Annotated in this window: 16 protein-coding genes; 7 read left to right on the forward strand and 9 right to left on the reverse strand. The window is 63.4% G+C overall.

Going from position 1 to position 20,709, the window contains the following annotated elements; all coding sequences use genetic code 11:
- Positions 1-2 precede the first annotated feature (2 nt).
- From GCT13_RS33185 to GCT13_RS33205, 5 genes are all read left to right on the forward strand, one after another.
- A complete protein-coding gene (locus GCT13_RS33185; protein ID WP_193727819.1) occupies positions 3-1,211 on the forward strand; it encodes a hypothetical protein in 1,209 nt (402 codons plus the stop codon).
- A gap of 160 nt (positions 1,212-1,371) precedes the next feature.
- Positions 1,372-1,692 (forward strand): HPF/RaiA family ribosome-associated protein, encoded by a 321-nt coding sequence (locus GCT13_RS33190; RefSeq protein WP_152765534.1) that lies wholly within the window; start codon positions 1,372-1,374, stop codon positions 1,690-1,692.
- Positions 1,693-1,817: 125 nt separating this feature from the next.
- The gene (locus GCT13_RS33195; RefSeq protein WP_152765537.1) at positions 1,818-2,468 is read left to right on the forward strand and encodes a BON domain-containing protein; all 651 of its coding nucleotides are present in this window, start codon (positions 1,818-1,820) and stop codon (positions 2,466-2,468) included.
- 107 nt (positions 2,469-2,575) lie between these two features.
- The gene (locus GCT13_RS33200; protein WP_152765539.1) at positions 2,576-3,052 is read left to right on the forward strand and encodes a carboxypeptidase regulatory-like domain-containing protein; all 477 of its coding nucleotides are present in this window, start codon (positions 2,576-2,578) and stop codon (positions 3,050-3,052) included.
- Positions 3,053-3,066: 14 nt separating this feature from the next.
- Positions 3,067-5,574, forward strand: a complete 2,508-nt coding sequence (locus GCT13_RS33205) for a cation-translocating P-type ATPase (RefSeq protein ID WP_152765542.1) — start codon at positions 3,067-3,069, stop codon at positions 5,572-5,574.
- Here the strand turns inward: GCT13_RS33205 and GCT13_RS33210 are convergent.
- From GCT13_RS33210 to GCT13_RS33220, 3 genes are all read right to left on the reverse strand, one after another.
- Positions 5,536-6,519 (reverse strand): universal stress protein, encoded by a 984-nt coding sequence (locus GCT13_RS33210; RefSeq protein ID WP_152765544.1) that lies wholly within the window; start codon positions 6,517-6,519, stop codon positions 5,536-5,538. The two genes, GCT13_RS33205 and GCT13_RS33210, sit on opposite strands and share 39 nt — an antisense overlap.
- A gap of 179 nt (positions 6,520-6,698) precedes the next feature.
- Complete coding sequence (locus GCT13_RS33215) at positions 6,699-9,128, reverse strand: penicillin acylase family protein (RefSeq protein ID WP_321574787.1); 2,430 nt, start codon at positions 9,126-9,128, stop codon at positions 6,699-6,701.
- Positions 9,129-9,296: 168 nt separating this feature from the next.
- Positions 9,297-10,871: an alpha-amylase family glycosyl hydrolase gene (locus GCT13_RS33220; RefSeq protein ID WP_152765547.1), complete on the reverse strand. Its 1,575-nt coding sequence runs from the start codon at positions 10,869-10,871 to the stop codon at positions 9,297-9,299.
- Between the two features lie 47 nt (positions 10,872-10,918).
- Here GCT13_RS33220 and GCT13_RS33225 point away from each other — a divergent pair, with 47 nt between their 5' ends.
- Complete coding sequence (locus GCT13_RS33225; protein WP_152765550.1) at positions 10,919-12,583, forward strand: alpha-amylase family protein; 1,665 nt, start codon at positions 10,919-10,921, stop codon at positions 12,581-12,583.
- Between the two features lie 15 nt (positions 12,584-12,598).
- On the opposite strand, the gene GCT13_RS33230 is transcribed toward GCT13_RS33225, so the two are convergent.
- From GCT13_RS33230 to GCT13_RS33250, 5 genes are all read right to left on the reverse strand, one after another.
- Positions 12,599-13,915: a four-carbon acid sugar kinase family protein gene (locus tag GCT13_RS33230; RefSeq protein ID WP_152765552.1), complete on the reverse strand. Its 1,317-nt coding sequence runs from the start codon at positions 13,913-13,915 to the stop codon at positions 12,599-12,601.
- The gene (locus GCT13_RS33235; protein ID WP_152765555.1) at positions 13,912-15,198 is read right to left on the reverse strand and encodes a ribulose-bisphosphate carboxylase large subunit family protein; all 1,287 of its coding nucleotides are present in this window, start codon (positions 15,196-15,198) and stop codon (positions 13,912-13,914) included. The genes GCT13_RS33230 and GCT13_RS33235 overlap by 4 nt, the downstream gene beginning before the upstream one ends.
- Complete coding sequence (locus tag GCT13_RS33240) at positions 15,195-15,734, reverse strand: VOC family protein (protein ID WP_152765558.1); 540 nt, start codon at positions 15,732-15,734, stop codon at positions 15,195-15,197. The genes GCT13_RS33235 and GCT13_RS33240 overlap by 4 nt, the downstream gene beginning before the upstream one ends.
- 80 nt (positions 15,735-15,814) lie before the next feature.
- A complete protein-coding gene (locus GCT13_RS33245; protein WP_152765561.1) occupies positions 15,815-17,725 on the reverse strand; it encodes a TRAP transporter large permease in 1,911 nt (636 codons plus the stop codon).
- A gap of 93 nt (positions 17,726-17,818) precedes the next feature.
- Entirely contained in the window at positions 17,819-18,841 is a 1,023-nt protein-coding gene (locus GCT13_RS33250; protein WP_152765564.1) for a TRAP transporter substrate-binding protein, read from the reverse strand.
- A 208-nt stretch (positions 18,842-19,049) separates the two neighbouring features.
- Here GCT13_RS33250 and GCT13_RS33255 point away from each other — a divergent pair, with 208 nt between their 5' ends.
- Positions 19,050-20,105, forward strand: a complete 1,056-nt coding sequence (locus tag GCT13_RS33255; protein ID WP_152765568.1) for a LacI family DNA-binding transcriptional regulator — start codon at positions 19,050-19,052, stop codon at positions 20,103-20,105.
- 216 nt (positions 20,106-20,321) lie between these two features.
- Here the strand turns inward: GCT13_RS33255 and GCT13_RS33260 are convergent.
- Positions 20,322-20,709 (reverse strand): DDE-type integrase/transposase/recombinase (locus GCT13_RS33260; RefSeq protein ID WP_152765570.1); only part of this gene is annotated, 388 nt, incomplete at its 5' end.

Here is a 20,709-nt window from a genome sequence, read left to right on the forward strand (position 1 = left end):
GCTTGCTGCTGCCAGGCTGGATCAAGGCGGCACTCTCTGCAAACGACCGTCTGAAGCTTTATCTGAGCGTGCTTCAGGCTGCATTGGCGCACGCCGACCATCCCAATACGGGCGCGCTCGATCTGAGTGCCGAACTGACGGCTGCACACGTCGACGCGCCCTGGCTTCTCGACATGCCAGGTGGTTCCGCGCTCGTCGATGGCGAACTGCTCGTGCCCGGTTTGCATCATCTCGTAGAGCGGCTGTCCGAAGATCTCGCGGCAATGGCGAAACCGCTGCTCGAATCGGATCACGACGCTGTTTCTTTGCGAGAGCGTATCCAGCACTGGCTGGCTATGCTGGACTCGCTGGAGGGCGCGCGTATCAGCCGCGCGCAGTTGCAGGCGCTGACGCGCGGTCGGAACGCCGATAGTGAAGACAGCTTTCACGTGCTGGTGATGGACCTTCATCGCGCGTTGAACCAGTTGGCCAGTTCACTTTCGAGCGAGGAAATCGACGGCGCGCATGTCTGGCAATTGCAGCCAGCCGACCGCTCACTCGTTGTCGCCTTCATGCGCGGCTTGAACCGCACTGCACGGCTGAAGTTCGAGCACCCTGGACTCGAAACCGCTGTGACGCGCGACGGTAATCGAGTGCTGCTGCAGAACGATATCGGCACCAACGACGCGCATGTGCTGGTCATTCAGATCGAGAGCATGACGGTCACGCTGAGCTATTCCGATCTGCACCGGCAGCGCTTCGAATTTCTCCAGACGCTTCTCGCACCGCTTGGAGCGCAGTGGACTGGCGTGCAGTCGAAAGTCGCGGCCACGCTCAACGAAGGCGCCGCATACACATTCGGTACTGCGCGCTTCGAGTGCGCGGACGAACATGCTCTCGACGCGACGCTGGAAGGCATCGGCTCGCGCATCGTCTTTCTGATCGACTGGAACAGGGCGCGCAAGCGCTTGCTGTCTTTCGTCGACAAGAAGGCGGCAATCGCCGTGCTGGTCGATGCCGCGCAAAGCGAGGCGGGGCACATGGCGTGGCTGAAGGCGGGCGGCGAAGCGCTGATCTACGCAGCCATGCAGGATGTGGGGCAAGGGGTGTTTCGCATCGGCGACCGGCTCGACGCAATACTCGGAACCGCCGACGCGAAAGAGTTTCTGATCGATGTTCTCCTCGCTTTCCTTGCGCGTCATCGCAACGCGATGACCCGTCGCACAAGGTAGCACCGCTTCGAATCGATACGCGTTCCCGGCCGGGAAGGAATGCACGCGATTGGGCCGATTGACCCAGGTCAACGACGACAGTCCGCGTCACGCGATGATGCGATGAAGGCCTGCATGTTTCGCAAGCCACGTCCAACATCGATATCGAACGGAGACGAAGATGGGCATTGGTATGCAGATTGTCTATCTCGGCTTCTGTGGGACGAAGCAGCTGGAATCGGAAGCCGCCGCACAGCTAGTGAGGCTCGATCGCTATAGCGCGCTCGTGTCGAACTGTCATCTGGCGATCGAAGCAATACGCTCGCAATCGGGGAAGCCCACCTACGATGTTCGCCTCGACCTCATCACGCCCACGCACGATCTCAAACCCATCGCGCACTACTCGGGTGAGAACGCGGAGGAAGCGATTCGCTGTGCGTTCGACGTCGCAGAGAAGGAGCTCCATACGGCCGCCGATGCGGCGGCACAACGGCGGCATTGAAGTCAGGCATCGATCGAGGCCGCGAACACGCACGCGATTGATCTGCATCAGACAACGCATCTCGTTGCGGACGGAAGCTTTTCTCATGGTGGTTCATGCCACGATTCGCTTCGAGGAGATGCGCGATGAAAACAGACCGTGAGTTGAAGAAAGAAGTCGAGGCGGAACTCGATTGGGACCCGGCCGTCACGGCAACCGACATCGGCGTGGAGGTAACGGATCGCGTCGTCATACTTTCGGGGCATCCGCCGAGCTTTGCGGAGAAGCTCGCGGCGGAAAAGGCCGCGCATCGGGTGGCGGGCGTGAAGGCAGTCGTGGTGGAAATGCAGGTTCGCTTGCCGCAAAAAGACGAGCGCACCGATGAAGACATTGCCAATGCCGTACACGCGATTCTGCACTGGACGGTCGGCCTGCCTGACGATTCGGTGAAGGTTCAGGTGGAGAAAGGGTGGATCACGCTGAGGGGCACGGTGGATTGGGCGTACCAGAGCCATGTCGCCGCGCGCGCTGTCAGTCATATGCGCGGCGTGCGCGGTGTGTTGAACCGCATCGAAGTGCGCGGCAAGATCGCGTCCGAGGACATCGGCGAAAAGATCGCGCAGGCGATGCAGCGGCATGCCGAGCGCGAAGTCAAACACATCAGCATCGATGTCAAGGATGGAATGGTGACGTTGACGGGCAAAGTGGGTTCTTACGCGGAACGTGCCGTCGCGAGAGGGGCCGCGTGGAGTGCGCCCGGCGTGCATGCCGTAGTGGACGATCTCGTTGTCGAGTGAGATGCAGCGCTGTCGCAGTCGCAATCGGGCAGCCGATCAATCGGTGTTCTTCCAGATGAGGATGCCGTTCTCGCTCATCACAGCGTTAGCCGGAGATTGAACTCAATATGAAATCCCTCGAACCTATATTGATTCGATTGTGCGTTGCCTTTGCATTGGGCGTCGCGAGCATGGCGGCGTCGGCGCAGTCGTTGCCGGAGGCGGTCAGCCGAAACGGCGTGCTGTACATGACGGGTGGGATCGGCGAAGACGAGGCAAAGACGTTTCTTGCGCTTGCGCCCCGCTACAGTCTGCGGTTGATGTTGACATCGGGAAAAGGCAATTACCTCGCGGATGTCGACGTGAAAATCGCAACCATGGATGGCAAGACCGTTCTCGACACGCGCACCGACGGTCCGTTCCTCTACGTGATGCTGCCGGCCGGACGCTATCGCATTGTCGCGAATGCGGGGCGCGCGGACGTGATCAGGCTGGTGGACGTGCCGCGTCGCGGAGGCGTCGATCTGCACGTTTCGCTGCAGGAATCCGTCACGCCCGATGCGGCCGCGAGTTGCCCGGGGTGTCGCCCGTCGGCCAAACTCTAGCGGAGGGATCGTCGATGGCGGCTGAGGACACTCCATCGCAAGCATTGGCGGGAACCGAGGCACCTCAGTCCGCGCACGGCACGCATCCGTCCGTCGGGCTGACGGCCGCTGAGGTGAAGGCGTTGCAGGCTGTGCATGGCCGCAACCTGATCGTATCGGGCGCCGATAGCCTGTGGTTGCGCACTGTGCGCGACGTGCTCGCCGAGCCGATGTTTGTTCTGCTGCTCGTCGCAGCCGCGCTGTACGGTCTGCTGGGCGATACGCCGGAGGCGCTGACGCTGCTCGCGTTCGTCGTGGCCGTCGTCATGCTCACGATCTTTCAGAGTCATCGCACGGCGAGCGTGCTGCGCGCGCTACGTGACCTGTCCGCGCCACGCGCGCAGGTACTGCGCGACGGAAAGCGGGAGTATGTGTCGGCCGCGGAACTCGTCCCCGGCGACGTCGTGTTCGTCGAAGAGGGCGCGAAAGTCCCTGCCGATGGCACGATAACCGAAGCACACGAACTGAGCGTGGACGAATCGCTGCTCACGGGCGAATCCGTTGCCGTGATGAAATCGCCGGGCTCGCCTAACGGCTCGCTGGCGGACCCATCGTCGAACCGGTTGTTTTCAGGGTCGATGGTCGTGCGCGGCCAGGGTTGCATGACGGTCACGGCAATCGGTTCGCAGACTCAGCTTGGCCGGATCGGCACGCGCCTTGCCGATGTGAAAGAGCCGCCTTCGCCACTTCAGATCGAGATTCGCGGCTTTGTGACGCGTTTCGCAACGCTTGCGCTTCTGATCTGCGCGTTGCTCGTGCTTGCTTACCGCTGGCGCATGGGCGAATGGATACCGGGGCTGCTCGCGGGCATCACGCTCGCGATCAGCCTCCTTCCGGAAGAGCTTCCCGCGATACTGACCATCTTCATGGCGTTGGGCGCGCGCCGTATCGTCAACGAAGGGGTTCTGACGCGACGCCTGAGCGCAATCGAAACGCTCGGGCAAACGTCGGTGCTGTGCGTCGACAAGACGGGCACGCTGACACAGAACCGCATGTCGGTGCGCGCGCTCTATGCGAACGGCGAGGAAGCATCGGTACAACATGGTACGGCGGAGATCGGCACAGCGTTTCATGAATTGCTCGAGTACCTCGTGCTGGCAAGCGAGATAGAGCCGCTCGATCCGATGGAGCGCGCATTTCACGAGACGGGCAACGCATGCCTCGCGAACACGGACCGCTTGCACGCGCACTGGTCTCTCGTGCAGGAGTACGCGCTGACGCCCGAATTCCCCGCGATGTCGCATGTGTGGGAGACGCCCGAACGAGATCATCGCACCGTGGCCTGCAAGGGCGCGCCCGAAGCGATCTGTGCGTTGTGCGATCTCGATCCCGCCGTCGAACAGGCGTTGCTCGAACGCGCGACGCGCATGGCTGAAAGCGGGCTGCGCGTGCTTGGCGTCGCGAGAGCCCGTTATGACGGAGACGGATGGCCGCAACAGCAGCACGACTTCGATTTTCAATTCGTGGGGCTCGTCGGGCTGCTCGATCCTGTTCGTCCGGACGTGGCGGGCGCGATTGCCGAGTGCAAGGCGGCGGGTGTGCGGGTCGTGATGATTACGGGCGACTACCCGTCGACGGCGCGTGCGATTGCAACGGAAGTCGGCATCGACGGCACGCGCGTCGTGACAGGCGCGGAACTGGAGGCAATCGACGACACGGTGTTGCAGCGTGTCATTCGCGACGCGTGTGTCTTTGCGCGCGTCACACCGGACCAGAAGCTGCGGCTCGTCGAGGCATTCCGGCACGCGGGCGAGGTCGTGGCGATGACGGGCGACGGCGTCAACGACGCGCCGGCGCTCAAGGCCGCGCACATCGGTATCGCGATGGGCCGGCGTGGCGCGGAAGTGGCGCGCGAGGTCGCATCGCTGGTGCTGTTGCGCGACGACTTCACGCCGATCGTATCGGCAGTCCGGCTGGGGCGGCGCATCTACGGCAACCTGAAGCAGGCGATCTGCTTCTCGGTCGCGGCGCATATTCCGATGATCGCCGCGGCGACGATTCCCGTTCTGGCGGGATGGCGGCCCATGCTGGGGCCTGTTCACATCGTCGCGCTCGAACTGATCATCACGCCCGTTTGCTCGATCGTGTTCGAGAACGAGCGGGAGCAGCCTTCCGTAATGCGGCAGCCGCCTCGACGCGTCGGCGAGCGGTTGATGACCGACCGCGCGCTTGCGATCAGCATTGCGCTCGGATGCGCGGTTGGCTTTGTCGTCGTGAGCGCGTATGCGTCGATGCTGTCGCGTGGATTCGATGCCGTTGCCGCGCGCACCGTGGCCTTTCCGCTGCTGGTCGCGGGCAACGTCGCCATCATGTTCGCGGTGCGCCTGCTGGCGCGGGGCAAAGCATCGCGCCGTCTGCAAGGTGCGAATCCATATGGATGGGCGGTCGCAGGGTTTGCCGCGCTGGCGCTATCGGCTCTGTTGACCGTCCCCCCGATCGCGAGGCTATTCGGCATGCGTGCCGTTCTCGCCGGATTGATGTGAGTCTTCGCGGCGACGCACGAGCAGCACGGGGGTATCGGCTAGCCGCACCGTGCGCGCGGCGACGCTGCCGAGAAACCATCGCGCAAGGCCGCGTCTGCCGTGAGTACCGAGAACCAGCAGGTCGCCGTTCCACTGTTCGAAGTCTCGCATGATCGCGTGCGGGACATCGTCGCGGGTTTCGTGCGTTTTGATCAATGCTGTTTCCGCATAGCGGCCCTGTTCGGCACACATGCGCGCCGCGCGTTCGAGGGTCGAGCAACCCTCGTCGAGAAATGCGCGCTCCAGTTGGTTGTCGGGCGTGCTGTCCGTGAGATGCGCCGCGCGATCCACCACGTAGATCGCGCGCAATCGGGTGTCGGGCGTTGCCATCTGGAGACCTGTCCGCAATGCAAAGAGCGAGCAGGCGCTGCCATCCAGTGCAAAGGCGATACGCTCGGGCGGCCTGTCGGTGGGGACGCGGCTGTTCTCGGGCACGACCAGCAACGAGCAGCCTGCGCGTCGCACGACGGGTTCCGATACGGTGCCTTCGATCCAGCGCAGCAGCCCATGATGGTGCCGCGCGCCCATCATGATCAGGTCCGCCTGCCAGTGCGATGCCGCGTCGAGCAATGCATCGACCGTATTTCCGTTATGAACGGAAAGATCGACGAGCCCGAATTCGACATCAGTCCCGGGAAACATCGCTTCGATCTTGCCCAGCACCGCGCGGGCATCGCCCACGATCTCTTCTCTCGCGGCGGCCAGAAAGCCTTGCGTAGTCGCACCGAGCGGAAACAGCGTGCGCGGGTTCTGCGCGACCGTCACGATCCTGATCTTCGCGCGATCGCCGAACAGGGCTCTTGCATACTCGGCCGCGCGTATCGTCGCGTCGGAATCGTCGACGGCCAACATGACACGCGTGAACGCGCTACCGGCCGCGGGCGTGACATTCGATGCTTGCACCATGATGGTCCTCCGCTTTGAGGGACATGTTTGATGTTTTATTTTCCTTGCGAAGAGGTGCTTTCGATTGACCGTAGTCAACGTCCGGTGCAACGTGTCGATGTGCTTGCCCACGAGGGGCTCGCGCGGCCGACGAGTGGACGGTCGCGCGAACCACCTGATTGCGTTATTGCGTTAGCGTGTCATTGCGTCCGCGCGCCGGGCACGAGATGAATGCGCTTTTCGGTCGCCTTTTCGACGGAGGCGCGGGTATAGAGCAACGGGAAATATTCACCGTTCAGCCACATCTGCGCAAGGTCGCGATAATGCGGGCTGTCCGGGTCCCCCGATTCTCCAGGCAGGTTCACTGCACGCGAGTTGTCCCAGTTGCCCACGTCGACGATCACGCGAAACGACGGCCCATTGGTCTGCCGGAAATCGTTCGCGCGATACGTCGACTGGTTCGGCGTGTACGCGCTGCCGCCTTTTCCAATGGGGCCGACGTTGAGCTTCGCGCGCATGTCGCTGTCGACGAGATCGGCGAACGGATGCGCATTGAGGTTGGTCTGCAGCTTGCCCCATTGCCATGCGCTCGCATCCGCGCCTTGCAGACGCACCATTTCGCCATACGCGTCGTGCAGGCTCGCGAGCAGCACGGCATCGCGTTTCGCCTGCGCGTTATCGCCGAAACGCGTCTCAGGGTGTTCGAGCGTGTCGAGCATGACGGCTGTGTCGGGCGAGCCGAACGAATCGGTGGCTTCCTTCGGCAAGACCGCCTGCTTGAACGCGCGTCCGAGATGATGGCTCAGCCACACCTCTTCGAGCGCTGCCTGCGGGGAATCCGCTCGCATGTGCGCATCCCAGCCCTTGAGCATCGAGAGCGCGGCACGCGTATCGGCGTCGTCGCTCGCAGGAGGTGCAAGCGGCGCGAGCAGCGCGACGAGCCGGCGCGCGGGAATCGACACGTCGTCGTTCTGCAAGCGCTCGCTGTCCTCGATCGATACCTTCGGCGATGCCTTCAGCACTTCGTCGATGCGCTGATGCCGCGACCCGTTGGTCCATTCGAAACCGAGCTTGCGCTCCTTGTACGGATAGTCGGCGGGCAGGTTCATCTCGTTGGATGTCGTGAAGTAGCCGTCGCGCGGATCGAAAGCGGATGGCATGTCGTCGCGCGGCCAGAATCCCGCCCACTCGTAGCGGCCATCGCCGGGCACAGGCATCAGGCCATCCCAGTTCGGACGCCTTGGAGAGAGACCGCTCGGCACCCAGCCGATGTCGCCATGCGTGTCCGCATAGACCTGATTCACGGTCGGCGCGCCCCATGTCGAAAGATCGCGCTTGAATTGCGTGAAGTTCTTCGCGCGCATGTAGCGCATCGAATCGAAGTACGGCGACATGCCGGGTGCGAGCCATGCCGTGCGCACGGCAAACGCGCGATGCTTCGCGCTTTCGGTATAGATCACAGGACCGTGCCGCGTGAAGGCGAGGTCCGCCTTGACGGGCGGGCCGCCGCGCACGGCGATCGTCTCGTGCACGATGCGCATCGGTTCCCAGCGGCCTCTATAGCGATACGCATGCGGGTTCGCCGGATTCAGCTCATAGACGTACAGGTCTTCCTGATCGATGTTGAAGATCGTGAGACCGAACGCGATCGTGCCGTTGTGTCCGATCGACACGCCAGGCGCCGACGGCTCGCCGCCACCGATGATATCGAGTGTCGGCGCGCTGATTTGCTGAATGTAGCGCAGGCTCGGCGCGGCGTATGCGCGATGCGGATCGTTGGCCATGATCGCGCGGCCCGTCGCCGATTTGCCCGGCGCGATCACCCAGTTGTTGCTGCCTTCCGTCACCTCTTCGGGATTGTCGGCGGCTGCGATCACGGTCGTCGATGCATCCGCGCTGTTGAGCGAATCGCGGGTCACGTGCACGCTTTGCGTGGCGAGCGTGAAGACCTTGAGCACATCGTCGGGCAGACACGGATCGAGTCCTTCGGGCATCTGCGGCTGCCAAGGCGGCTGCAAACCGAAGCGCACCGAATCGGCGGCAAGCGAGCTCTTGCACGCGACCTTTGCGCGCGCCACTTCGCTGGTCAGATTGCGCGTGAGACCGTGACTGCGGATGCGCACGACGTCGTCGGCCGACCACTTCGCGGGCCAGTAGCCGACCTTGCGGAACTCGTAGGGCAGCCGGTCCGGATGCGCAGCGAGCCAGTCGATATACGCGTTCACGCCCGCGGCGAAACGCGTGGCGACGGGTTTCGCATCGGGACCATAGCGTTTCCATTCCGTCGACATGTCGCCGCGATAGAGAAAGAGCCGCGTCGCCTTGTCCTGCTCGACATACGCAGGGCCGAATACTTCGGCCAATTGTCCAAGACCGCGACGACGCCACAAGTCGATTTGAAACATGCGGTCGCGCGCCGCGTTGAAACCCTGCACGAAGAACGCATCGTGCTCGTTATCCGCGAAGATATGCGGTACGCCCCATGTGTCGATGAGGATGTCTGTCGGATGCGTCAGCCCTTCGACAGTGATCGTTTCTTCGGGCGCGGTGTCGGCGCGCGCATGTTGCGAGGAGAGTGCGCCGAGCGCCGCGCATGTAAAAATGACTGCGAGAGTGTGTCTTGCCTTCACTTGTTTCCTCCTTATGGTTGGAATGCAATGTCTACTCGAGCGTATCGAATGTACCGGAGATCTTCGTATTTGCGCTAATGGCGTTTGACGTATGCGCGATCGACGTTCGTTTGCGGGCGCAACATTCCGTGCGCGTAGAGGCGCGATCAGCAGCAAGCGGATAGAAAGTCACAAGGACGCGATGAGCGCTTCGCCGGCCGCAAGCCGATTGGCACCTTCGACAAGCGCTTCACCGTCACGGGCCGCAAGCGTCGATAACAACACCACGCCCGCGTGCGTTTGCACGGTGGCATCCCCGACGCCCATGTTCAGCGCGATGAAAACCCGTTGATTGTGGTAGCGTCGCTCGTAAGTCAGCACGTCGCCGTATGCGGCGACATTGTCGATGGTGCCTTGCACGAGCGCGGCGTTGTTGCGCCGCAAGGTCAGCAGGCGGCGATAGAGCGACAACATGCTCGACGCGTCGCTGTTCTGGTCGCGCACGCTCGTGGTCGTTGCGATGGGTAGCCACGGTTTGCCGCTTGTAAAAGCCGCATTCGGCAGCGAGCTATCCCACTGCATCGGCGTGCGCTCGGGGTCGCGTCCCTGGCCGATGCCGGGTTGCCGGCGTTCTGCCGGGTCCTGAATCCGATCGGGCGCAATGGCGCCGTCCGTCATGCCGATTTCGTCGCCGTAGTAAAGCGTCGGCGTACCGCGCAGCGTCAGCAGCAGCACGGCGGCTACGCGCGCCTGCGCGGGGCCCACGCGCGACGCGACCCGCGGATTGTCGTGATTGCCGAGCACCCAGTTGGGCCATGCGTGCTCGGGCAACGCGCCGTCGTAATCGCGGATCATGCGGGCGATTTCGCCCGCGTTCCAGGTTGCGCTGAGCAACTGGAAATTGAACGGCATGTCCGCGCCATCGCCGTTCGTGCCGTAGTACTTCACCAGTTGCGGGACAGGCAGGTAGATCTCGCCGATCAGCACGCGCTCGCCGTACTCACTGAGCGTCGCGCGCATCGAGCGCACGATTTCATGCACTTCCGGCTGATCCTCGGTGTAAGTCTGCAATAGCCGATGATGATCCGGCTCGCGAGGCCCGTACGCGAGATTCGGCGGATTGTCACGAAACTGCGCGTCCTTGATCAGCAGCCACAGCACGTCGACGCGAAACCCGTCGACACCGCGATCCAGCCAGAAGCGCAGCACGTCTTCCATCGCGCGGCGCATTTCCTGGTTGCGCCAGTTCAGGTCGGGTTGTTCGCGCAGGAACGCGTGATAGTAGTACTGACCCGTGTGCTCGTCCCACTCCCACGCGGAGCCGCCCATGCGGCTCAGCCAGTTGTTCGGCGGCCCGCCATCGGGCGCGGGATCGCGCCACAGGTACCAGTCGCGCTTCGGATTGTCGCGTGACGAGCGGCTTTCCTCGAACCACGGATGACGGTCCGACGAATGATTCGGCACGAAGTCGAGCAGCACCTTGAGCCCGACTCGATGCGCGTGGTCCACCAATTGCTTGAAGTCGGTGAGAGCGCCGAACATCGGATCGATGTTGCAGTAGTCTGCAACGTCGTAGCCGAAGTCGGCCATGGGCGACGGGTAGATCGGCGAGATCCAGACTGCATCGACGCCCAGCGAGACGAGGTAGTCCAGGCGTGCGTCGATGCCGGGCAGATCGCCGATGCCGTCGCCGTCGATGTCCTGAAACGAGCGCGGATAAATCTGGTAGATCACGCCGCGTTGCCACCACGCCAGCTTCGACATTGCAATTCCTCTCAACGATTGACTGTTCTGGCGACACGCCGAAGCCCATGCTCAACGACCTCTGGTACAAGAACGCCATCGTCTATTGCCTGTCGGTAGGCACGTTCATGGACGCGAATGGCGACGGCGTCGGCGACTTTCAGGGTCTCATGCGCCGGCTCGACTATTTGCAGGGGCTTGGCGTGACGACGATCTGGCTGATGCCGTTTCAGCCGTCGCCGGGGCGCGATAACGGCTACGACGTTTCCGACTACTACAACGTCGACCCGAAATACGGCACGCTCGGCGACTTCGCAGAATTCACGCACGCATGCGACGAGCGGGGCTTGCGCGTGATCATCGACCTCGTGGTGAATCACACGTCTGACCAGCATCCGTGGTTCAAGGAAGCACGTAGCGATCCCGGTTCGAAATATCGCGACTGGTACGTCTGGTCCGACGGTCAGCCGTCCAATGCGAAAACCGGCGTGGTGTTTCCGGGTGTGCAAAAGTCGACATGGAGTTTCGACAAGCGGGCAAAGCGCTGGTATTTCCATCGCTTCTATGATTTTCAACCGGACCTGAACACCTCCAATCCTCACGTGCAGGCCGAGTTGCTGAAGATCATGGGCTTCTGGATCCAGCTTGGCGTGTCGGGGTTTCGCATGGATGCCGTGCCGTTCGTGATTGCGACGAAGGGCCCGAAGGTGCGCCGACCCGTCGAGCAATACGACATGCTGCGGACCTTTCGCGAGTTCTTGCAGTGGCGTGAAGGCGACGCGATCATTCTCGCGGAAGCCAACGTGATGCCCGACACCGACCTCGACTATTTCGGCGACGAGGGCGAGCGCCTGCCGATGATGTTCAACTTCCAGCTCAACCAGAACACGTTTTATACGCTCGCGACGGGCGACACGAAGCCGTTGAAGAAAGCGCTGCTCGCGACGAAGCCACGCCCGCCGACTGCGCAATGGGGCGTGTTCCTGCGCAATCACGACGAACTCGATCTGGGGCGCCTCACGCCGGAGCAGCGAGCCGCCGTGTTCGCGGCGTTCGCTCCGGAGCCCGACATGCAGCTCTATGAGCGCGGCATTCGCCGCAGGCTTGCGCCGATGCTGGCAGGTGACAGACGCCGCCTCGAACTCGCGTATAGCCTGATGCTGACTTTGCCTGGCACGCCCGTGTTCCGTTACGGCGATGAGATCGGCATGGGCGACGACCTGCGCCTGCCCGAACGCGAAAGCACGCGCACGCCGATGCAATGGTCGGCGGAACCGGAGGGCGGCTTCACGAAGCATCCAAAGCCGCCCGTCCGCGTGATTTCGGGCGGGGCGTATGGCTTCGAGCGGGTCAACGTGGCGAGCCAGCGGCGCGATCCGAATTCGTTTCTGAACTGGACGGAGCGAATGATCCGTATGCGCCGCGAAGTGCCGGAAATCAGTTGGGGCGATTTCGCAGTGCTGCGCACGTCGCGAAACGATGTGCTCGCACTGCGTTACGACTGGCGCAACAACTCGGTGCTGTGCGTGCATAACTTCGGTGACGAGGCGTGCACCGTGAAATTCCGCTCCGGCTACAACGAAACGGGTGACGACCGGCTGATCAATCTGCTGTCCGACGATCACAGCCACGCGGGCGATGACGGCCGGCATGCCGTCGTGTTCGAGCCTTATGGATACAGGTGGTATCGCGTCGGCGGACTCGATTATCTGCTGAGGCGCACCGAGGTTTAGACACTCAGCCCGAGATCAGCCCGAAATCAAGCGCTCAAAGACATCCGTCCCGCCCATCTGCCCGCCCTTGAACATGATCTCGGTGCCGTCGAGCGAAGGCTCGTCGGCATGCAGGCGGCACACCGTGACGCCCGTCGTCAGCGGCGCGCGATAGGAAAGGCCCCATGCGTCGAGCGCCTGTGCCGCGTGGCTCGACGTATCGCCGCCCGCAATGCCGATGCGCCGGGGGCGAGCGGCCCGGACCACGTCGCGCAGCAGTGCCGCCGTCGCATGCGTGGTCTGTGCGCGGCTTGCATCGTTTTCATTTTGCGCACGTCGCGTGAAGGCGAGCACATGCCGGCCTTCGCGCAACATATCGACGATGGGTGCCGCGTCGAATCGCAACACGTCGCCGTCGCGCCCACGCGGATAGAGTTCGATCTTCCAGTACGAGTGAGCGGCTTCGATCTGCGCGGCTGTCAACGGTGACAGGCTGCCCGCGAGCGCAAATACAGGACCTTGCGCGCGGCCGAGCGCTTGCGATCGGGCGCTCGCTTGCAGCGTATCCGAAGTCGCCACATCCGAAGCCGCCGCAGCACACCATGCCTGCGCGACGCTGCTTGCGCCGACGGCGAGCATCGGCGCGTGGCGAGAGCGTTCATTGATCAGCCGGCCGATCATCGCGAGGTCGTCGTCACACAGCACGTCGAACAGTATCGCGGACGATCCCGCCGACAGCCTCGCATCGACCATCGCATCGACTTCAGCAAACGGCAATGCGTATGCACGCCAGTCGACCAACGTCACGTCGCGCATGCCTTGCCGTTCGAGATGCACGCGCAGATCGGATTCGTTCATCGGCGTGACGGGATGGCGGCTCATCGTCGGATGGCGGTCGATCCGATGGACTTCGCGCGTGCCGCTTCCCGCTGCCGCAAACAGTTGCCCGAACGCGCAGTAGCGCAGCAGTCCAGGCTGACCGCCGACGATGGGCACGAACGGATTCGCGAAATGGCGGCGCAGCGTGGCGATGGCCGTCGCGATGTTGCCGGTGTCCGGCGCGCTGTCGAATGTCGAGCAGACCTTGTAGTGCATCACGCGCACACCGAGCGCGGCGAAGCATGCGCCGACACGCGCGAGTTCGCCGGCCATCGCAGCGGGCGGCATCGCGCGTGCCGCGCCCGCCATGCCGATCGCGTCGAGCGGACCGACGCTGTCGAGGCGCGCGCGGGTCGGCGGCGAGAGGAAGAGCAGCGTTCGCAGACCGGCGCGGGCGAGATGCGCCAGCGTGTCGGTCGCGCCCGTGAAATCGTCGCCGTAGAAGCCGTACGGCGCGACGCTCGATGCGCTCATGTGCGCGCGCCGAAGAACGCGAGCGCGGTGCGCAGTTCCGGCGCATGGGCCGCATAGTCGTGCAGCGGCGTGCCGGACTGCGCCGCGTCCCATGCCTGGCGAACGCTGCGTACGCCGGCCGCAGGTCCATCCGGATGCGCAAGAATGCCGCCGCCCGACATGAAAAGCAGATCCGCGCTGCCGGTTGCATCGAACGTCGCGGGGACCGTGCCCGCCCATTGGCCCGACGAGAACGCGGGCAGCACGCAATCGCCGAGGCCTTCGGCGAGAGCCGTCGCGCAATCGCGCGCCGACCCGGCCACTTCCGCATCGCTTTGCGCGAACTTGCCGGCGAGCCCATGCACGTGCATATGATCGACGCCCGCGAGCCGCCACAACGTCTGATACGCCTGAAAGCCGATACCGAGCGCCGCATCGCGCGACATCATGCCGAAGCCGTTGCGATGCGCGTGCAGAACGAGCGGCGTCGAGCGGCGCAGCGTCTGGATTGCCGAGAACCCGCACCAGTTGATGCTCGCCATCACGCAGTCGCCTTGCTCGCGTTCGACGAGCTCCGCGTGACGCCGCATCGCATCCGTATCGTCGGTGATGTTGAACGCGACCATCACGCGCTTGCCCGTGCGTTCGCGGAACGCGCGGACTTCACGCATCACGGCGCGCACCCGTTGATCGAGTGGCGCATGTGATGGATTCGCGCAGACTTCATCGTCCTTGATGAAATCGATGCCCGCTTCACATAGCGTGCGCACGAGCTGCGCGGTCTCTTCCGCCGACAGCCCGACGTTCGGCTTGATGATCGTGCCGACCATCGGCTCTTGCTGGACGCCCGTCAGCCGCCGCGTGCCGGCGACGCCGTGCGCGGGCAGATCGAAGCGTTCGCGATAAGCGCGCGGCACGCGCAGCGACACAAGCCGCATGCCCGTCACTTCGCCGAGATCGTACAGATTGCCGGCGACCGTCGCGGCGAGCGTCGGCAGATTGGCGCCGATGTTCGCAACGGGAAACGACAGCGTCACGCGGGCGCGCCTGAATGGCCCGTTCACGCGTTGCCGCATGAGCCATGCGCTCGGCAGCGCCGGCGAGTCAGCCGCCTGGAGTTCGTCGATGCGCAGCACGCTTGCGCGGCTGCGCGCGCGCAGTTCGTCGCTTTCGCCGGCGACGCGCACGAACGTGCCGCTCGACTGCTCGCCCGCCATCGTGTCCGCGACCTTCGCGAGATCGAGCGGCGTCTCGACGAGGTAATCGGCTTCTATGCTGTCGTCGCGTGATGAAGGCGCGCTCATAGCGTGCTCAGATCGGGAAACGGACGCACCGCGTCGCGGCCATCCCAGTTCAGCGACGCCTCGCGAATCATGTCGAACAGCTTGCCTTTAGGTCCCGCGATCTCCGACAGCTCGATCACCGTTCCCGGATGCTGTTCCGTGTCGAAGTACACGAAGCGTCCGTTCTTGCCGACGTTGCCGCTCATCGCCACCGTGAAGCCCTGTGTCAGCAGACGTTCGAGATCGGCGTCGAACGAAGTCGTCCAGTAAGCGTTGTGCTGCAATCCCGTATGGCCCGCGGCGAGAAAGTCGCGATACATCGACGGCGCGTCGTTGCGCATCTGGATCAGCTCGACCTGCAAGTCCCCGGAGTTTGCGAGTGCAACCGAGTTGTGGACCTCGTAGCGCTCGCCGCGATAGCGATAATCCTCGATGGGCACGCGTTCGTTATAGAACCACGGACCGACGCCGAGCACGCGGCTCCAGTGGTCCATCGCCGCCTCGATGTCGCGCACGACATAACCGGCCTGACGGATCTCGCCGAAAAAACGACTCATGAATACACTCCCAATGCCAGAGAAGGGATTGCGATGAAACTGCGAAACAGTGATGCGAACGGCTGGGAAACGACGGGCGCTCAGAGAAAGCCAGTCGATATCCACGGCACGAACGCGACGAGAATCAGCCCGAGCACGAGCGCGCTCATATAGCCGACGATGGGCCGCATGCCGGCATCGGGATTGATGCGGCTCACCGCGCACGCCGAGTAGTAGCCGACGCCGAAAGGCGGCGAGAACAGCCCGACGCCCATCGAGAGAATCACGACGATCGCGTAATGCACTTCATCGACGCCGGCGGCGCGCGCAATCGGAAAGAGCAGGGGGCCGAACAGCACGATCGCGGGGATGCCTTCGAGCACACTGCCGAGCACGATGAACACGATGATCGACAGCGCGAGAAAACTCCACGACCCGCCGGGCAGCGACGTCATCAACGACGCGAGATCCTGCGAGAAGCCCGACTGCGTGAGCGCCCACGCCATCGCGGTCGCACAGCCGATGATGAAGATGATCGCGCCCGACAGCGTGGCCGCGTCGATCAGCATGCGCGGCAGACGCGACCACGCGAAGCGCCGATAAACGAAGAGGCCGATCAGCACCGAGTACGCAATGCCGATCGTCGATACTTCCGTCGCCGTCGCGACGCCTTCGACGACCGCGCCGCGAATCACGAACGGCAGCGCGAGCGCGGGGAACGCGACGACGAACATGCGGCCAATCTCGCGCCGGTTGAAGCCCTGCGCGCGGCTCAGGTCTTCCTTGCGATAGCGCAGCCACACGACGAAGCACAGCATCAGCGCGAGCACCAGCGCGGGCAGCATGCCCGCCGTGAAGAGCGCGGAGATCGACAGCCCCGTGACCGAGCCGATCGTGATCAGCACGATGCTGGGCGGCACGGTTTCCGTTTGCGCGCCCGCCGTCGACAGCAGCGCGACGAGGTCGCCTTCGTCCGCGCCGCGCCGCTTCATTTCGGGGAACAGCACGGGCGCGATCGCGGCCATGTCGGCGACCTTCGAGCCCGAGATGCCCGACACCAGATACATCGTGCCGATCAGCACATACGACAGTCCGCCGCGCACATGACCGACGAGGCTCGCGAGAAACTGGATCATCGCGCGCGCCATGCCCGTCATCTCGATCATCAGCCCGAGGAACACGAACAGCGGCACCGCGAGCAGCACAAGATGCGACATGCCTTCGTCCATGCGGCCGACGATCACTTCGAGCGGCGTATCGGTCGTGAGGCTCAGATAGCCGAACGTCGCGAGCGCGAACGAAAAGCAGATCGGCACGCCGGAGAAGATGCCGATTGCGACCACACCGACGAAGAAGATCAGCAGGTTCGCCTTGCCGAGATCGGGCAGCGCGGGCGCGGCCCACGTGATGACGCCCGCCACGACGGCGACGAACGCGAGCGCAATCGCGACGTCACGCATGCGGCCCAGCTGCGCGAGCCGGATCAGTCCGACGAGCAGCATCAGCGCCGCGCCGACGGGCAGCGCGAACGCGCGCCATGCATCGCTGATCTGCAAGGCAGGCGTGAGGATCACGGTCTCGGCGGCGGCGAAGTCATACGCGGGCCACAGCACGAGCGCGAGCAGCGCAATCGACAGCACGATCGCGAGCGTATCGACGAGCGCGCGCCGCTGCGGCGACAGGCGGCTGACGAAGGCCGTCATCCGCATGTGCTCGCCGCGCCGCAGCGCCAACACTGCGCCGAGCATCGACATCCACAGGAACAGCATGCCCGCCAGTTCGTCCGACCACACGAGCGGCTGATGCAGCGCGTAGCGGAACACGACGCCCGCCAGCAACACGACGATTTCGACGGCGAGCAGCAGCGCACACGCGCATTCGACGAGCGCGATCAACGCGCGGTCGAAGCGGCGCAGCCAGCGCCTCGGACCGCTTGCGGCGAGCGCTGTGTCGAACGATGAAGCGGCCGTGGCATCGGCGATGGCTGCATGCGGCAGCACCTGATCCGTCATATCGATCTCCCCAGTCCGCGATGCGCGCGGCACGTTACGCTCCTGCACGTGCCGCGCGGCATCGCGCGCGAAGTTGCGCGAGCTCGTGTGAATTCAAGCGAGCTTGCCCGTGTAGCTTTCCAGCAGCGACCACGCTTCGTTGCCGAAGCGGCCCTTCCAGTCGGAATAGAAGTTCGCTTGCCGCAGCGCCGTGCGGAACGTGTCGGGCGAAGGCCGGTTGATCGACAGCCCCTTGCCTTGCAGATCGGCGACGGCGGCATCGTTGAGCTTGCGCACGTCGTCGCGCTGGCGCAGTGCCGCCTGATTGAACGCATCGGACGTGATGCCTTGCAGGTCTTTCGGCAGCTTCTGCCACGCGCGCTGGTTCAGCACGAACCAGAAGCCGTCCCAGATGTGATTCGTCAGCGAGCAGTACTTCTGCACTTCGTACAGCTTCGCCACCTGCACGATGGGCAGCGGATTTTCCTGCGCATCGACGATATGCGTCTGCAGCGACGAATAGACCTCGCTGAACTGAAGGCTCGTCGGCGCGGCGCCCAGGCCCTTGAACATGTCGATGCTCAGCGGGCTGACGGGCACGCGAATCTTGAGGCCGCGCATGTCCGACGCGTTCGCGATTGCGCGCGAGCTGGACGTGGTTTCGCGAAAGCCGTTGTCCCACATCTTCTCGAACGACTCGAGACCGGCTTTCGACATCGCCGCGCGCACGTACGCGCCGACCTTGCCATCCATCGCGCTCCACACCTGTGAGTAGTCGCTGAACGCGAAGCCAATTGCGTTGATCGCGGCAACGGGCGCGAGCGTCGACACGACGAGCGCGGACGGCGTGAACATTTCGATGCCGCCGCTGCGCACCTGCGCGAGCATGTCGGTATCGCCGCCTAGCTGGTTGTTCGGGAAGATGCGGATTTCCATTCGCCCTTTGGACTGCTCCTTCACCTGGTCCGCCGCTTCCTTCGCGCGAACGTTGAGCGGATGCGTGAGCGGCAGGTTGTTGCCGTACTTGAACACGTACTGCGGCGCGGCGGCACGAACGATGGCGGGAAAGCCGAGCGCACCGGCGACGGGCACGGCCGCCGCAGCGCGCAGGAGCGAGCGCCTGACAAGGTTGGTCATTCGAGAGTCTCCTTAATTTTGTTAGGTGTGTGCCGCTGTGGCATCATGCTCAATCAAAAACCATCAAGATCCGGACAGGCGCCGATGCATCTTTTTCGTTACGCTCTGTGCTGTCTGCATGATGTTGCTGCAAGACTAGGGACGGCCACTCGCCGTGTCAAACCGCAATCGTGATTGTTTTTGATGGACTACGCCCTCAGAAATCAGCATGGCTGACGCGCCCATTCCTCTTTTTCCGCCGCGTGCGCGAATCGCGGACATCGCCGCTGCGGCAGGTGTTTCGACGGCGACCGTCGATCGCGTATTGAACGGCCGCGAAGGCGTGCGGCCGATGACGGCGCGTCGCGTGATGCGGGCCGCCGCGCAGGCGGGCTATGTGGTCGACGCGCCGGCGCCCGAGACCAAAACCGCGCGGCCCTTGAAGATCGAGTTTCTGGTGCCGGCCGGCACGAACCGCTATCTGCGCATGCTCGGCGATTACATCGAGTTCGCGCACAACCAGTGGGCCGCGCAAGGCATGCGCTGCCGCGTGCACTATGTGGAGAGCTTCAACCCGAATGAACTCGCCGCGCGTCTGCTGCACTATGGACAGCGCGCGGATGGCGTGGTCTTTATGGCGCTCGAACATCCCGTGGTGCGCGATGCCGTGAACGCGCTCGCGGAGCAGAACGTGCCCGCGATCACGCTGATCTCCGATCTGTCGAATTCTCGCAGGCTCGCTTATGTCGGCATCGACAACCGTTCGGCGGGGCGCACGGCCGCGTTGCTGCTGGGGCGCTTCATGGGACCGCGTCCGTCAGGCAAGATCGCGATGCTTGCGGGCAGCCTCAACTATCGCGGGCACGAGGAGCGTGAGATCGGCTTTCTGCATCTGATCGAATCGACGTTTCCGCAAGTGAAGGTGATCGGGCTGCGCGAAGGGCAGGACGACAGCGAGCGCAATTACGTGCAGACACGCAATCTGATCGCGCAGCATCCGGACCTTGCCGGCATCTACAACAGTGGCGGCGGTTCGGATGGCGTCGCGCGCGCGATCGTCGAGGCAAAGACCGAGCAGAAGATTCTCTTCGTCGGACATGGACTCACGCCCGATACGCGCGCGTTGCTGATCGACGGAACAATGGACGCGCTCATCACACAGACGCCGCAATCGATGGTCGGCAACTCCCTGAAAATTTTCCATAACGTGCATGAAGGCCGCGATGCGCTCGACGGCGTGAAGCCCGTGCAGTTCAGCATCGTGTTGCGCGAGAATCTTCCCTAACGCAATCTTCAGCGCAGAGGAGAGGCCGCCATGCAATCGGGTTATGCAGTCGCCGCCGTCGCGTCTGCTTTGGTCGTCATATACGTTCATTCAACCATCCCGCGCTATACGCTGAGAGGATCGAGACGGGTGATCGCCCATATGTCGCTGGTAGTCGTTGGGCTTCTGGTGCAAATAGGTAAGCCGGTTGAGAAGTCTTCATATAGAAAGGATACTTTAGTGAACGCAGAGGACCGTATTCCATACGACGGGCGCAACGGCATCCTTAAGGCCGAGCTTCGCGAGATCGAACTGGCCCTTATGAATGCGATGCGTCAACTCGATGCCTGAAATCGTCGTCGCGGCGCTTCTGAACCGTTTGAAGCCGAGCATCACATTCGTTCTGGATTTGATATGGCGATGGTCCTGCTCGATCAGGTTGTTCAGGTATTTCGAGGACCGGACCTTCGTGTCTTCAGGCAGCGAACCATCGACCATCATCTCGCGCACCGCGCGGTGCGAGGCAGCATAGCCATCGAGCGTGATGATCTCCGGCGACTGGCCCTGATGCCTGATCGCCTTGCTGAAAAAGGCTTTGGCCGCGCCCACGTCGCGCCTCGCCCTG

It is taken from the genome of Paraburkholderia franconis, from assembly GCF_009362735.1.
Taxonomy (GTDB): Bacteria; Pseudomonadota; Gammaproteobacteria; order Burkholderiales; family Burkholderiaceae; genus Paraburkholderia; species Paraburkholderia franconis.